The 15115-nt window shown below is 72.0% G+C and carries 13 protein-coding genes; 8 read left to right on the forward strand and 5 right to left on the reverse strand.

Annotated elements, in window-relative coordinates; all coding sequences use genetic code 11:
* Window positions 1-89 precede the first annotated feature (89 nt).
* Both HHX30_RS16510 and HHX30_RS16515 read left to right on the forward strand, forming a co-directional pair.
* A complete protein-coding gene (locus tag HHX30_RS16510) occupies window positions 90-809 on the forward strand; it encodes a haloacid dehalogenase-like hydrolase (protein WP_169983053.1) in 720 nt (239 codons plus the stop codon).
* 457 nt (window positions 810-1266) lie between these two features.
* A complete protein-coding gene (locus HHX30_RS16515; protein ID WP_211592116.1) occupies window positions 1267-2754 on the forward strand; it encodes an SMP-30/gluconolactonase/LRE family protein in 1488 nt (495 codons plus the stop codon).
* Between the two features lie 6 nt (window positions 2755-2760).
* Here HHX30_RS16515 and HHX30_RS16520 read toward each other — a convergent pair whose 3' ends face one another.
* Complete coding sequence (locus HHX30_RS16520) at window positions 2761-4308, reverse strand: penicillin-binding transpeptidase domain-containing protein (protein WP_169982854.1); 1548 nt, start codon at window positions 4306-4308, stop codon at window positions 2761-2763.
* Window positions 4309-4416: 108 nt separating this feature from the next.
* Here HHX30_RS16520 and HHX30_RS16525 point away from each other — a divergent pair, with 108 nt between their 5' ends.
* The 3 genes from HHX30_RS16525 (at window position 4417) to HHX30_RS16535 (ending at window position 8248) form a co-directional block, all read left to right on the forward strand.
* The gene (locus HHX30_RS16525) at window positions 4417-5364 is read left to right on the forward strand and encodes a LysR family transcriptional regulator (protein WP_169982855.1); all 948 of its coding nucleotides are present in this window, start codon (window positions 4417-4419) and stop codon (window positions 5362-5364) included.
* Between the two features lie 8 nt (window positions 5365-5372).
* The gene (locus HHX30_RS16530; protein ID WP_169982856.1) at window positions 5373-6272 is read left to right on the forward strand and encodes a serine hydrolase; all 900 of its coding nucleotides are present in this window, start codon (window positions 5373-5375) and stop codon (window positions 6270-6272) included.
* Window positions 6273-6334: 62 nt separating this feature from the next.
* Entirely contained in the window at window positions 6335-8248 is a 1914-nt protein-coding gene (locus tag HHX30_RS16535; protein WP_169982857.1) for an acetoacetate--CoA ligase, read from the forward strand.
* 122 nt (window positions 8249-8370) lie between these two features.
* Here the strand turns inward: HHX30_RS16535 and HHX30_RS16540 are convergent, their stop codons facing one another.
* The 4 genes from HHX30_RS16540 to HHX30_RS16555 all read right to left on the reverse strand — a co-directional run bounded on the left by HHX30_RS16540 (window position 8371) and on the right by HHX30_RS16555 (window position 10297).
* On the reverse strand, window positions 8371-8769 hold the full coding sequence (locus tag HHX30_RS16540) for a type II toxin-antitoxin system VapC family toxin (RefSeq protein WP_283246797.1): 399 nt from the start codon (window positions 8767-8769) through the stop codon (window positions 8371-8373).
* The gene (locus tag HHX30_RS16545) at window positions 8741-8998 is read right to left on the reverse strand and encodes a type II toxin-antitoxin system Phd/YefM family antitoxin (RefSeq protein WP_169982858.1); all 258 of its coding nucleotides are present in this window, start codon (window positions 8996-8998) and stop codon (window positions 8741-8743) included. The genes HHX30_RS16540 and HHX30_RS16545 overlap by 29 nt, the downstream gene beginning before the upstream one ends.
* Window positions 8999-9103: 105 nt before the next feature.
* On the reverse strand, window positions 9104-9781 hold the full coding sequence (locus HHX30_RS16550; protein ID WP_311922487.1) for a cyclase family protein: 678 nt from the start codon (window positions 9779-9781) through the stop codon (window positions 9104-9106).
* An 18-nt stretch (window positions 9782-9799) separates the two neighbouring features.
* Window positions 9800-10297: a helix-turn-helix domain-containing protein gene (locus tag HHX30_RS16555; RefSeq protein ID WP_169982859.1), complete on the reverse strand. Its 498-nt coding sequence runs from the start codon at window positions 10295-10297 to the stop codon at window positions 9800-9802.
* Window positions 10298-10395: 98 nt separating this feature from the next.
* Here HHX30_RS16555 and HHX30_RS16560 point away from each other — a divergent pair, with 98 nt between their 5' ends.
* From HHX30_RS16560 to HHX30_RS16570, 3 genes are all read left to right on the forward strand, one after another.
* The gene (locus HHX30_RS16560; protein WP_169982860.1) at window positions 10396-11040 is read left to right on the forward strand and encodes a dihydrofolate reductase family protein; all 645 of its coding nucleotides are present in this window, start codon (window positions 10396-10398) and stop codon (window positions 11038-11040) included.
* 21 nt (window positions 11041-11061) lie between these two features.
* Window positions 11062-11853, forward strand: coding sequence for an alpha/beta fold hydrolase (locus HHX30_RS16565; protein ID WP_169982861.1), 792 nt, complete (start codon window positions 11062-11064; stop codon window positions 11851-11853).
* Window positions 11854-11914: 61 nt separating this feature from the next.
* Window positions 11915-15109 (forward strand): AAA family ATPase, encoded by a 3195-nt coding sequence (locus HHX30_RS16570; protein WP_169982862.1) that lies wholly within the window; start codon window positions 11915-11917, stop codon window positions 15107-15109.
* The last annotated feature ends 6 nt before the right edge of the window (window positions 15110-15115 follow it).

The following is a 15115-nucleotide window of genomic DNA, read 5'->3' on the forward strand; positions in this document are numbered from 1 at the left end:
GGTCATCCAGGTGGTTGTGGGTACAGCGGGCACCCCTGCGTGGGCCGTACGCTGAGCACGATCCACACCGCACCCCCACGGAGGCCGCGATCAACCGCCTCGTTCTCTGGAACGTCGACCTCACGCTCGTCGACGTCGCCATCGTCACCCGTGACGCCTACGCGGACGCGTTCCGGCTGGTGACAGGGCGGCCGCTGGTGAAGCTCGCACCGGCGGCGGGCCGCCCCGATTCGGAGATCATCTTCGAGACGCTGGCCGTCAACGGCATCGCGGTCGAGGACGATCACCTGCCCAGGTTCATCGACGCGCTGGCCGTCAGCTTCGCGGAGCGGCGCGGCCGGCTGGCCAAGGACGGCCGTGCGCTGCCCGGAGCCAAGGACGCGCTCAAGGCCGTCTCCCGCCTCGACGGCGTCGTGCAGTCGGTGCTCACCGGCACCATCAAGAGCAACGCCGTGCACAAGCTCAAGGCGTTCGGGCTGGACAAGTGGATCGACGTCGAGGTGGGCGGCTACGGCGAGGAGGTCTATCCGAAGGCCACCCTGCTGCAGGTGGCCCAGGGCCGGGCGAAGGCCGGGTACGGCGTCGCCTTCACCGCCGGCAACACCGTGCTCATCGGCGACTCCACCCGTGACGTCCAGGCGGCGAAGATCGGCGGCGCGGCCATGATCGCGGTGGCGTCGGGCCGGTCCACCACCGCCGAGTTGCAGGAGGCGGGCGCCGACATCGTGCTGCCCGACCTGTCCAACCCCTCCGAGGTCGTCGCCGCCGTCGCCCGCCTCACCAGCCCGGCCGACCGTACGGCCCGCTGACCCCAGGACTCGGCGAGCACCGGCCGTACCGCGCGGGCGATGACACCACGCCCGCGCCGCGGGAGCAGGACGGCCACTCTGGCAGCAGGGGCGTCGGAAAGTCCGCCCGGGCACCCGCCCGACGCCGCTCGACGCGGGCTGAACGTTTCAGCGCCGGGGCCGGGGTTCCTTTCGGCCGCCGATCGGCTCGCCGAGTGGGCGGGCGGTGGCGTTCGCCCAGGCTGAGGCGGTCACCGGCGCGGCGCACGACCGGTCACCGCCGCAACGGTGATCACACCGGGTCTCACACCGCGAACGCCGTACCCGGCGACCGATCGCGGTCGCCCACTCGGTCGCCTAATTTCGAGAACGCGCGGCCGGCGGTGCGCCGCGTGGCGTGCCGGTGGCCTCCCGCCCCCGGCCGGCACCTGGACGTGGGCGGCAGTCGCCCGTCGTCGTCTCGCGAAAGGACTTCCCGATGAGACGAGGTCTCGCCACCGTCGCGGCCACCGGACTGGCCGCCGCGCTGGTCGCCGCCGGTGGAGTCGCGATGACGACGATGCCGGCCGCGGCCGCCGCCGGATGCAAGGTGACCTACAAAATCGTCAACCAGTGGGGCAGCGGCTTCCAGGGCGACGTGGCCATCACCAACCTCGGCGACCCGGTCAGCAACTGGAAGCTGGAGTTCGACTTCCCCGACTCCGGCCAGACGATCGCGTCCGGCTGGAACGCCACCTGGACGCAGTCCGGCAGGCATGTGACCGCTACCAGCATGTCCTACAACGGCTCCATCGCCACCAACGCCACGGTCAGTGGTATGGCATTCACCGCGAACCTCACCGGCGCCAACCCCGTGCCCACCACCTTCTGGCTCAACGGTGTCATGTGCAGCGGTCCCGTGACCCTCAGCCCCACGCCCAGCCCGTCGCCGACACCCAGCCCGTCGCCGACGCCCAGTCCGTCGCCGACACCCACGCCGTCACCGACACCCACGCCGACCCCCTCGCCGACCGTCACCCCCACACCGGGCACGCCGCGCCCCGGCGTTGGGCCGTGCACGCCGGGCGCGGCCTACCCCGACCCGCTGCCGTCGTCGTCGGTGACCGCCACCAAGATCCGGGACGGGTTCAACTTCCTGGAAGGCCCGGTCTGGGACGCCACCACCCAGACCCTGCTGCTGTCGCTCATGCGCGACGGCACCGGATCGGAAGGCGTCCAGCCCGCGGACGTCCTGCGGTTCACCGAGCCGAGCACCTTCGAGACCTTCATCCCCGGCTCCGGCAGCAACGGCCTGGCCCTCAGCCGGGACGGCGGCACCCTGCTGGCCGCGACGCACGACCAGCGCAGCGTCTCCTCCTTCCGCCTGCCCGACCGGACACGCGGCGTGGTCGCCTCGTCCTACCAGGGCCGCGCCTTCAACTCACCCAATGACCTCACCGTCGGCGCCGACGGCACCGTCTACTTCACCGATCCCGACTTCCAGCGCGCCAACCGGCCCGACCAGATGTCCGGCCGCACCGGCGTGTTCCGGGTCAAGAACGGCGTCGTCTCGCTGATCGACGACACCATCCGGGAGCCGAACGGCATCGTGCTGTCCCCCGACGGCAAGACGCTCTACGTCGGCGGCAACGGCACGGGCCGGGTCTACAAGTGGCCCGTCAACCCCGACGGCAGCGTCGGCACCCGCGCCGACTTCGCGTCCCTGAACGGTTCGGACGGCGCGACCATCGACTGTGCCGGCAACCTCTACCAGGCCTCCTTCAACGACGGAAAGGTCCACGTGTACGCTCCGTCCGGCGTACAGCTCGGCACGATCGCCGCCGGGCTGAACACCACCAACGTCGCCTTCGGCGGCCCTGACGGCCGGACGCTGTACATCACCTCGGGCACACCCTCCCGCGGCGGGAACAGCGGCAACTTCGGCCTCTACCGCGTCCGGCTGAACGTCCCCGGCTGGCCGTACTGAGCGTCGTCACAGCGCTTTGAGGAAGCGGGCCGCGACGGGGGCCGCCACCTGTGCTCCGGTGCCGCCGCCCTCGACCACGACGGCGAAGGCCAGGTCGCCCTTGTAGCCGATGAACCACGAGTGCGTGGGCGGGTTCTCGCCGTCCTCGGCCGAGCCGTACTCGGCCGTCCCGGTCTTGCCGGCCGTGTCCGCGGGAAAGGAGACGCCGCTCGCCGTGCCCTCGCTGACGACGGCGGGCATGAGGCGGCGCAGCGCGGACACCACCGCGGGCTCCAGCGCGCGTGGGGGCGTGCCGCCCTCGGGGACGAGCGAGGCCGGGACCAGGCGGGGCTGCCGCCAGGTGCCCGCGGCGACGGCGCCGGCGACCGCGGCCATGTTCAGCGGGCTGGCCAGGACGCGGCCCTGGCCGATGGCGGCGGACGCGAGATCGGTGTCGTCGTGCGGCGCGGGGAAGGCGGCGTCCACGGCGGGCACCCCGATCTTGATGCGGGCGCCGAACCCGAAGTCGGCGGCCACCTTGGCCAGGCGGTCCGCGCCGAGGCGTCGCACCGCCATGTCGCCGAACGTCGTGTTGCACGAGTGGGCGAAGGCGTCGACGAAGCGCAGCGTGCCGTAGTCGTGGAACTCGGAGTTGTGGAACGGGAAGCCGCCGATCGTCTTCTCGGCCGGGCACTCGACGGTCTGGCCGGGTGTGACGCCTCCGGCGACCAGCGCCGACGCGGTCACGATCTTGAAGGTGGACCCGGGCGGATACGCGCCGAGCAGGGCGCGGTTGTAGCCGCCCGGCTTGTTGACCGCCGCGAGGACCTCGCCCGTGGACGGGCGCAGCGCGACGAGCGACGCGGGCTTGTCCACACCCTCCAGGGCCTGTGCCCCCGCCCGGTGGACCCGCAGGTCGAGCGTGGTCGGCAGCGGCGTGCCGGGCTTCGCGCCGCCCTCGGCGAGCGTCACGACCCTCGAACCCGTCCGGCTGTCCACCAGGTCCGCCCGGGCGGACGCGGTGCCGTTCAGGCGGGAGCCGTACTGCTCGCGCAGCCCCTCCACGATCTGCTGCACGGAGCCGGGGGTCTCGGGTGTGTCGATGCGGGTGCCGTCGGCGGCGGTGATCGGGGCGCGCTCGGCGGGCACCGTGATGAGCTTCGCGCGCAGGTCGCCGGTCAACCGGGGATGGACCGCCGCCGGGGTCCAGGCCACCTTCCAGGAACGGTCGCGCTCGACCAGCCGCAGCCTGCCGTCGTAGGAGACGGGCAGCGGGCCGGTCAGCCGGGCACGGAACCGTACGGTCTCCTCCTGTACGCCCGTCACCTGGAAGCGCTGCCCGGTGAGCTTCAGGTCGTCGTGGAATCGGCGGTAGGTGCTTTCGAAACCGGCCGGCGGATCGGCGGTGAGCGCGCGCATCGCCGCGTAGTCCGAGCGCGACCATGCCGCGAGGAAGTCCCGCGTGGTCTCCTCCGGTGAGCCCTTCGTGCGCAGCACCCACACGGCGGCCCCCGCGGCCACCACCGGCACGAGCACCGCCGCGGTCACGTACGGCCAGCGCCTCCGCTCTCGCATGCGTCCCCCTTCGAATCGAGTGCACGCCAAGAGCAGCAGATGCGCCGGGAGTATGTCCAATATGGATATCAACGTGCTTCATGTGCGGTTCGGATATGCTCCCAGCTCGTGGACCTTGTCCGGCATCTCGGCTACTTCCTCGTCGTCACGGAAGAGCTGCATTTCGGGAACGCGGCCGCGCGGCTGGGGATGGCCCAGCCGCCGCTGAGCCAGCGCATCAGGCGTCTGGAGGAGGAACTGGGCGTGCGCCTGTTCGATCGGTCGAGCCGGCGGGTCGCGCTGACCGAGGCGGGCCGGCTGCTGGTGCCGGAGGCCCGTGAGATCGTCGCCAGAGTGGAGCGAACGCGCGACCTCATGTCCGATCTGGCGCGCGGCGACTCCGCCGTCGTACGGGCGGGTGTTCCCGCCGATCTCGGCGCCGCCGTGCTCGCCGCGCTCATCGCGGGGTTCCGCGAGCGCCGCCCCGACGTACGGCTGTCGGTGACCGAGATGGGCACGGCCGCGCAGGTCGCCGCGTTGCTGGAGGGCAGGCTCGACGTCGGTCTGCTGCGGCATCCGGTCGCCGCGAACGGCCTCGCCTACGGGCCGGTGCTCGTCCGGCGTCCGGGCGTACTCCTGGCCGAGGGCGACGAGCTGACCGCCTGGGCGACCGTGCACCTCGGCGACCTGGCCGGGCGGGACCTGGTGCTGTTCCCTAGGGACGCCGAGCCCGGCCTGTACGACGACACGCTGGCCACCTGCCGCCGCGGCGGCTTCGTCCCGGCCGACATCATCTGCACCGACCGCGCGGAGTTCGCCCTCGGACTGGTCCTGTCCGGCACGGCCGTCGCGTTCGGCGTCCCCGCGGAGGTGCCGGGCGTGGTGTGGCGGCCCCTCGCGGGCACGCCCCTGGCCTGGCGCTGCTCCCCGGCCTGGCGGGCCGAGCCGGGCCCGTACGTGCGGGACTTCACCACAGTGGCCGTACAGGTGCTGAAAGGCGGCGCCGGCATGGTGGACGAAGGCGCCCCGCCTCCGCAGCGGGTGGCGCCGCGCCCGGCGACCGGATTCCTCGCATGAACCCCGCGATGAACTCTGCGACGAACCCCGCGACGAACCCCGTGGAGCGCGTCTTCCGCAACGCGGGGGTCACCGGATGGCTGCACGCGGTCGACATCGACAGCGGGCGCGAGGTGGGCCTGCGGGCCGACGAGCCGGTGGTGCTCGCGTCGGTCTTCAAGGTGCCCCTGCTGCTCGAACTGCACCGCCAGGCCGAGCGCGGGCTGCTCGACCTCGCCGAGCGCGTCCGGGTGCCGGCCGCGGACCGTACGGGTGGGGGCACCGGGCTGGCGGCGATGCTGGACGACGCCACACTGTCGCTGCGCGACCTGGCGTACCTGATGATGGCGGTGAGCGACAACGCGGCGGCCGACGTGCTGCTCGCCCGGGTGGGTCGGGAGGCGGTCAACACGCTGCTCGACGGCCTCGGGCTGACGGCGAGCCGGGTGGTGCACGACTGCCGCGACATGCTCACCAGCCTGTGGGCGGACGCGGGCGTGGCGGACCAGGCCGCGGTGACCCAGGCGTGCGCAGACCCCGAGGTGGTGGCGCGCCTGCGCGCGCTCGACCCGGCGCGGAGCAACCGGAGCACGCCGCGCGAGATGACCCGGCTCCTGGCCATGATCTGGCGGGACGAGGCGGCGGGCGGGGCCTCCTGCGCGGCGGTTCGCCGCCTCATGGCGCTGCAGGTGTGGCCGCACCGGCTGGCCTCCGGTTTCCCGTTCGACGACGTCGCGGTCAGCGGCAAGACGGGCACGCTGCCGACGCTCCGCAACGAGGTCGGGGTGGTGGAGTATCCCGACGGCGGGCGCTACGCGGTGGCCGTGTTCACCCGGTCGCTCAGCACGGCGCAGAACCAGCCGCGCGCCGACGCCGCGATCGGGACCGCTGCCCGGACGGTGATCGACCAGCTCAGGACCCACATATGACAGACCCTTTCTATGTGGGCCGGAAGGGTGACATGCTGCTCAAGCGTCGCCAAGATGGGGGCATGGTCGAGGAAGGCGCTCTGCTCTGGGAACCCACGCCCGACGTCGTACGTGCGGCTCGGATCACCCGTTACCTGGAACGACTGGGTCGTACGGGGGACTACGAGGACGTATGGAAGTGGTCGGTCGAGTCGCCGGCCGACTTCTGGACATCGATATGGGACTACTTCGGTGTGGTCGGTACACGTGGTGACGGGCCCGTCATCCAGGGAACGATGCCGGACGCCGAATGGTTCGCGGGGTCGGCGCTGAATTACGCCGAGAACGCCCTGCGCGGCCACCCCGGCCGGACGGCGGTGATTTTCCGCAACGAATCGGGCAGTCGCTGGCAGTACTCGCTCGGCGAACTCCGCGAGGAGGTCGCCCGGGTCCGGGCGGGGCTCGTACGGCTCGGTGTCGGGCGCGGCGACAGGGTCGCCGCCTATGTCCCGAACATCCCCGAGGCCCTCATCGCCTTCCTGGCCACCGCCTCGCTCGGGGCGATCTGGTCCTCCTGCTCGCCCGACTTCGGCGCGCCCAGCGTGACCGACCGGTTCGCCCAGATCGAGCCGAAGGTGCTGGTCGCGGTGGACGGCTACCGCTACGGCGGCAAGGCGTACGACCGGTCCGCGGTGGTGCGCGAGATCGCCGGGAAGCTGCCGACGCTGGAGGCGACCGTCTGGATCCCCACCCTCGGCGCCGATGCGATCGACGACGGTTCGAGCTGGGACGACCTGCGCGCCGAGACCGCGCCACTGGAGTTCGAGCGGGTGCCGTTCGGCCATCCGCTGTGGGTGCTGTACTCGTCGGGCACCACCGGCCTGCCCAAGCCCATCGTCCACGGTCACGGCGGGATCGTGCTGGAGCACCTCAAGTCGCTGTCCTTCCACCAGGACCTCGGCGAGGGCGATGTGTTCTTCTGGTACACCACCACCGGCTGGATGATGTGGAACTACCTCATCGGCGGCCTGCTGGTGGGGTCTGCCGTCCTGCTGTACGACGGCAGCGCGGCCCACCCCGACACCGGCGCGCTGTGGCGGCTGGCCGCCGAGGAGGGCGTGACCTACTTCGGCACCGGCGCGCCGTACATCACGGCGTCGATGAAGGCCGGGGTGAAGCCGGAGGGTCTCGACCGGCTGCGTGGGATCGGCTCGACCGGCTCGCCGCTGCCGCCCGAGGGGTTCGCCTGGGTCTACTCCGACGTGAAGCCCGACGTGCAGCTCGGCTCGTTCTCCGGCGGCACCGACGTGTGCACCGGGTTCGTCGGCGCGGTGCCGCTGCTGCCGATCCGGGCCGGCGTCATCCCGTGCCGCTGCCTCGGCGCGTCCGTCGAGTCCTTCGACCCCTCGGGAGCCTCGACCGTGGACGAAGTGGGGGAGCTCGTCATCACCCGGCCGATGCCGTCCATGCCCGTCATGTTCTGGAACGACCCCATGGGCGACCGCTACCGGGAGTCGTACTTCGCCGACTACCCGGGCATCTGGCGGCACGGCGACTGGATCAAGATCCTCCCCGACGGCGGCTGCGTCATCTACGGGCGCTCCGACTCGACCCTGAACCGCGGCGGTGTGCGCATGGGCACCAGCGAGTTCTACCGCGTCGTGGAGCGCTTCGACGAGATCGCCGACAGCCTCGTCATCGACACCGGGCAGCTCGGCCAGGAGGGCAGGCTGCTGCTGTTCGTCACCCTCGCCGACGGCGCGTCCCTGTCCGACGACCTGGTGTCCCGCCTGCGTACGGCCCTGCGCACCGAGCTGTCGCCCCGGCACGTGCCCGACGAGATCCACGTCGTCCCCGGCATCCCGAGGACGTTGTCGGGCAAGAAGCTGGAGGTCCCCGTACGGAAGATCCTGCTCGGCACCCCGGTCGAGAAGGCCGCCAACCCCGACGCCATGGCCAACCCGGAGGTCCTCTCCCATTTCGCGCCGGAGCAGTAGGACGGCTTCCTGTATAAGTGCACTTCTAAGAAGTCGACTTCTTAGAAGTGCACTTATACGGGGTCGTCATGAAGGCTGCCGGTGTCTTAAACGGCTTCCTTCGTGCCGGGGATGGGCCACGTTCAGACCGCCACTACGTGGACGTCGTATTTGGGGATCTGGCCGTCCCTGGTAACCAAGGAGAGTCCTTCAAACCGGGCCTGAGCGATCAGCAGCCGGTCGAAGGGATCGCGATGAAGGAGCGGCAGCCTGCCCGCCTCGATGGCGTGGCCGAACCGAACGGGCAGTTCCCGGAACTCGCTGTCGCGGATTTTCTCAACCAGGTCATCGGGTGCCACCAGCTTGCCGATGCTCTGCTTGATGGCCACCTCCCACAGAGTGGCCGGGCTCACGAAGACCTCCGGCTCTTGGTCGATCATGCTCTTGACCTCGTCGGCAAGCGTCGGGTCGTCGCTCAGCCACCAAGGACAACGTGTGTGTCGAGGAGCATCTTCACGGCAGCAGACCGAAATCCCTGGCAATGGCGTCGTTGACCTCGGGCGAGTCCCAGTCGTCGGCCATGTGAAGCTGACCTTTCAAAGAGCCTCTGCCGCAGCGGCTCACCTTGGTCGGGAAGGGAATGACCTTGGCAACGGGACGACCGGCACGGCTGATGACGATCTCCTCGCCATGCTCGACCCGGTCGATGATGCGCGACAGGTTCGTCTTCGCCTCGTGAATGTTGTACTGCTCGGTAGCGCCCTCTGACATCGCCGACCTCCTTAGCTAAGTTAGCTTAGCCCGACCTATCTCTCCTGCCCATGCTGTACGGCTCAGCGTGAGGCTGGTCCGGCTGATGTGGCCCGGACGAAGCGGTTACGGGACGAGGGCGTACGCCCGGACGGGGAAGGTGCCCATGCCGGACACGGCGACGGGCGCCGCGTGGAGACGGAACCCGGTGTGCGGCAGCCGGTCGAGCCCGCGCAGGTGCTCGATGATCGGAACGCCCGCGGTGAGCAGGGCGGTGTGGGCCGGGCGGAGTCCGTCGGCCATGTCGTCGATGTTGACGCTGTCGATGCCGACGACGGCCGGTCGCCGGTCGGCCAGCAGGGCGGCCGCGTCCGCCGTCAGGAAGGGGTGGCCCGGGTCGCCGTAGGACGGGCCGCCCCAGTGCCTGTCCCAGCCCGTACGCAGCAGGACCGCGCGCCCCGTGACGTCATGGCCCTCGAACGCGTCGGGGCCGATGCCGCGCCGGGGGGAGCCGGAGACGTCGACCAGCAGACCGGGGACGTCGACCAGCCGGGACAGGTCGACCTGGGCCAGGTCCTCGCCGTCGGCGAGGCGGTGGAACGGTGTGTCGAGGTAGGTGCCGGTGTTCGCCACCATCGTGATGCGGCCGATGTGGAACTCGGTGCCCGGGGCGTAGCGCCCGCGGGAATCCTCGCGCGTCAGATAGTCGCCGATCTCCGGCCCGGGCAGGCCCGGGTAGGTGAGCATTCCGTGCCGGACCACATGACTGAGGTCGACGACACGGCCGCGCGGGTGAGATGTCACGTGGATCACCCTATGTGATCAGGACGACGTCGCCAGGACGCGTTCGTACGCCTCCTGCAGCAACTGGGACGCGCGCGGGCGATCGGGGTCGGGACGGGGGATGCCCAGGTGCTCCTCGCGCAGCTCGTCCATGAGGTCGTCCCACAGGGGCGGGCCACCCTCCTCAAGCAGCCGCGCCCGGATGGCCAGGGCGGGGGTCGTCGGCCGGTGCCGCAGCCCCCACGAGCCGAGCGCGACCATGACGGGAACCGTCTGGATGCCGGCCTCGGTGAGACTGTAGGTGCCCCGCCGCCCCCGCCCGGCCTCCTCGTGCGTCAGCAGACCACCGGCGACGAGGGCCTTGAGGCGGCTGCTGAGGATGTTCGACGCGATCCCCTCCTCGGAGTTGGTGAGCAGGTCACGGAAGTACCGGCGCCCGCCGAAGATCACGTCCCGCAGCACGATGAGGCTCCACTGGTCCCCGAGCGCCTCCACCGCCGCGTTGATCGCACAGCCGGATCGCGGTCCTTCTCGCACGGCCACCTCCGAAGTGATTGCGTTTTGCTACCACCTAGCTTACGCTCATCCCCAGTGATTGCAATCCGCAATCACTAGTCGGAACCAGGAGATCAGCCATGTCCCGCGTCAGAGTGCACAACTTCTCCGTCTCCCTGGACGGCTTCGCCACCGGCGAGGGTCAGACCCTCGAAGAGCCGTTCGGCCACGCCGGCGGGCGGCTCCACGAGTGGTTCTTCGAGACCCGGATCTTCCGCGACATGCTCGGGAAGAAGGGCGGTGGTGCCGGGGTCGACGACGCCGTGGCCCGCACGTGGAACGAGGGCGTCGGCGCGGAGATCATGGGCCGCAACAAGTTCGGGCCCCAGCGCGGCCCGTGGGAGGACCAGGAGTGGACCGGATGGTGGGGGCCGAACCCGCCGTTCCACACGCCGGTCTTCGTCCTGACCCATCACCCCCGGCCTACGGTGGAGATGGAGGGCGGCACCACGTTCCACTTCGTCGACGCCACCCCCGAGGAGGCGCTGCGCCAGGCCCGCGAGGCCGCCGGCGGCCTGGACGTGCGGATCGGCGGCGGGCCGACCACCGTCCGCCAGTTCCTGGCCGCGGACCTGGTCGACCACATGCACATCGCCGTCGTCCCGATCGTCCTGGGCCGCGGCGAGCGGCTGTGGGACGGGCTCGAAGGACTCGAGAAGCGCTTCCAAATCGAATCGGTGACCGGCCCGAGCGGCGTCACCCACATGACCTTCACACGACGGTAGCTCCCTGAAAGGCTGGCGGACATGACCGAGAACATCACTACCACGGACGGCACGACCCTCGCCGTCGACACGATCGGCCAGGGCGCGCCGGTCATCCTCGTCGGCGGCGCGTTCAACGACCGTTCGACCGTGGCCGGGCTCGGCGCCGAACTCGCCTCGGCGTTCACCGTCGTGACCTACGACCGGCGCGGCCGGGTGGGCAGCGACGACAGGAGCGAGGACTACGCGGTCGCCAACGAGGTCGACGACCTGGCGGCCGTCATCGAGCACGCCGGCGGCCGGGCCTCGGTGTTCGGCCACTCCTCCGGCGCCGTCCTCGTGCTCGAGGGGGCCATGCGCGGGCTGCCGGTCGACCGGGTCGCCGTCTACGAGCCGCCGTACTGCGCCGACGAGAACCAGCCGAGGCCGCCGGCCGACCTGTACGACCGGCTCAAGGCCCTGGTGGCCGCCGGGGACCGCGACGGCGCGGCCGAGTTGTTCCTCGTCGAGGCGGTCGGCGTCCCGGCCGAGATGGTCGCCGGCATGAAGGCCGGGCCGGAGTGGGCGTTTCTGGCCGACAAGGCGCCCAGCCTGCCGTACGACGTGCTGGTCAGCGCGCCCTGGCAGGTCATGCCGTACGAGCGGCTCTCCGGGATCGGCGTGCCGGTGCTGGCGGTCTACGGCGACCGGACCGCGCCGAACCTCGCGGAGGGGACGAAGGCCGTCGCGGCGACCGTGCCCGGCGCCGAGTTGACCGTGATGCCCGGAGAGGACCACGGCGTGCTGCAGCGGCCGGCCGCACTGGCGGAGATCCTGACGAAGTTCTTCGGCTGAGGCACGTGCCCGCACCCGGCGGTGGGAAATTGTCGGAGCGGACGGATACCTTCGAGACGGCATGCGAATCGATGGCGCGACCAATGAGCTCACCACTGGGCTGATCGGCAGGGAGCATCCTGCCGCGATGCTGCGCGCCGAGATCGCCCGCGCGGTCGGCAGCCACGGCGGCCTGATGCTGGTGGCCGGTGAGGCCGGGATCGGCAAGACCACGCTCGTCACCAGCGCGGCGGAGGAGGCCAGGCGCCTGGGCGCGCTGGTCCTCGGCGGATCGTGCTGGGACTCCGACAACGCCCCGGGCTACTGGCCGTGGGTGCAGGTCCTGCGGGGGATGCGGCGGTGTGCCGCGCCGGGGGAGTGGGCGGCGGCCGAGGAGGCCGGGGGCGCCGGCCTCGCCGCGCTGCTCGGCGAGTCGCCCGGCGGCGACGCGGCCGAGGGCTTCCGGCTGTACGACGCCGTGACGAGCGCGCTGGTCGCGGTGTCGCAGAGCCGTCCCCTGGTGGTCGTGCTGGAAGACCTGCACTGGGCCGACACCGCGTCGCTCAGGCTGCTGGAGTTCGCGGCACAGCACACCTGGTTCGAGCGGGTGCTGCTGGTGGGGACCTACCGGGACGTGGAGGTGGAGGCGGCCGACCATCCGCTGCGGCCCCTCGTGCTGCCGCTGGCGGCGCGGGCGACCACGGTGACCCTCACCGGGCTCGAACGGGACGAGGTCGGCGCGTTGATGGCCCGCGCGGCCGGCCGCGACCCGTCCGCCGACCTCGTGGCCGAGGTGCACCGGCGCACCGGCGGCAACCCCTTCTTCGTGGAGCAGACGGCGCGCCTGTGGCGCAGCGGAGGTTCCGTCACCACGATCGCCCCCGGTGTCCGCGACACGCTGCTGCGGCGGCTGTCCCTGCTGCCCGCGCCGGTCGTGGACCTTCTCGTCACGGCCGCGGTGCTCGGCCGCGAGTTCCATCGCCAGGTGCTGGCCGCCGTCGCCGCCGCTCCCGTGCTCCACGTCGAACGGCTGCTCGACCAGGCGGTGGCCGCCCGGCTCGTCGTGGCGAAGGGGGCGAGTGGCGGGGAGGTGTTCGCGTTCGCGCACGACCTGGTCCGCCAGACGCTCTACGAGTCTCTCGACGAGAAGGCGGCGCCCCGCCGGCACGCCGCGGTCGTCCACGCCGTCGACCGATCCGCCGGCCTCGCCGAGCATGTGCTCCCCGCCGACATGGCCCGGCACGCCCACCTCGCCGGTGACCACGTCGAGCCGAGCCACGCGGTGGACCGGCTGCTCGCCGCGGCCCGTGACGCCGCCGCCCGCCTGGCCTTCGAAGAGGCGCACGGGCACTACCGCAGGGCGCTCGAACGCGCCGCCGTCGCCGGGGAGCCCCGCCGGCGTGTCCTGATCGCACTCGAGCTCGGCCGCGAGCTCTACAGCGGGGACGACCACGACGGCGGCCGGCGTGCCTTCGAGGAGGCGGCCGCCGTCGCGCGGGCGAGCGCCGATCCCGAGTTGATCGCGCGGGTGGCACTGACCGTCTACGCGACCGGCGTCGCCGAGAGCGGCCTGCCGGCCGCCGACCTGCTGCGGGAGGCGCACGGCGAGCTGGTCCGCGACGGGCGGTTCCCCGACGGCGAGCTCTCCCTCGACCGCCTCGCGCGGGACCTGGCCATCCACGTCGCCGTGCTCGCCCGGCGAGGCGAGGACGACGAGGCGCTGGCGCTCAGCCTGTGGGCCTACCACGACACCATCTGGGGGCCGGGCACCGCGCCGGAGAGGGCGGCGCTCACCGGGGAACTGCTGACCCTGGCCCACCGCACGGGCGACGCGGAGATGGAGAGCATCGCCGCCGCGCTGCGCTGGGTGGCTCTCCTCGAGCAGGGCGACCCCGCCTATCTCGGCCAGTTCCGCGAGTTCGTCGTGCTCGGCGGCCGCGCCGAACTGCCGCGCATCGACATGGCCACGGTCAGCGACCGCAGCATCATCGCCGCCCTCATGGGCGACTTCGACCAGGCGGAGACCCTGCTCGACGAGCTCAACGGGTTCGAGCACGGGCACGACCACTTCGCGTACATGCTGGATCACCATCGCTGGGCGGTGCGGATGCTCCAGGGCCGCTACGACGACCTGGACGAGATCCACCGCGCGCTGCGCAGGAGCCGGCACCCCTGTCCGGGCCTGCTGGAGGCGATGACCGCGCTGCACAGGGGAGACGGCGGCGCCGCGCTGCGCCACCTGCGCGACACGATGGCCGCAGGCGAGCCACGGCGTTCGATACAGCCTCTGTGGCTGCGGTTCCAGGCCATGGTCGCCGCCTGGTCGCGCGACCCCGAGCTGTGCGAGAAGGCCAGGGCCGCGATCGAGCCGTACGTCGGCGGCTGGGCGGTCTCGATGTACGGCTGGGACGTCGGCGGCCCGGTCGTCCTCCAGCGCGCTCTGATCGACGCGGCGCAGGAGCGTTGGGACGAGGCGGTCGACGGGTTCACCGCCGCCTGGCAGTCCGCCGACCTGCTCCTCGCCCGCCCGTGGTCCGTCGAGGCGCGGGCCCATCTCGGCGAGGCGCTGCTGCGGCGGGGCCGCCCGGGCGACGCGGAGGAGGCCGGGAAGCTGCTGGACGACGCGGAGGGCGAAGCGGCCCAGCTCGGCATGCGGCACGTCGTGGAGCGCGTCCGGCTGGCTCGCCTGCGGGAACGCGCGTCCGTGCGTGGCCGCCCGGTGATGCCGAAGGCGGCCGAGTTCCGGCGGGACGGCGCGGTCTGGGCGCTGGGGTTCGGCGGCCACACCGTCCACCTGCCCGACGCCAAGGGGCTGCGCGACCTGCACAGCCTGCTGAGCCATCCCGGGGCCGACCTGCCCGCCGTACGACTGCTCGACCCCGAGGGCGGGGAGCTCGTCGTCGCCGCCCGGGCGATGGGCGGCGACGCGGTCCTCGACGAGGAGGCCAAGGCGCGCTACCGGCGCAGGCTCGCCCTGCTGGACGAGGAGATCGACCGGGCGGCCGAGCGGGGAGACGACGGCAGGGCGGCCGAGTTCGACCGGGAGCGGGCGGCCCTGCTGGCCGAGCTGCGCTCCGCCTCGGGACTCGGCGGGCGCGACCGCCGCCTCGGTGACGAGGCCGAGCGTGCCCGCAAGGCCGTCACCGCCCGGATCCGTGACGTGCTGCGCAAACTCGACCCGCTTCATCCCGCGATGGCCGCCCATCTGCGTGCGGCCGTCTCCACCGGCGCCACCTGCCGCTACCAGCCCGAGCACGACCTCACCTGGCGCCTGTGACGGTTC

Origin of the sequence: Microbispora sp. H10836 (genome assembly GCF_012999525.1) — a bacterium.
GTDB lineage: Bacteria > Actinomycetota > Actinomycetes > Streptosporangiales > Streptosporangiaceae > Microbispora.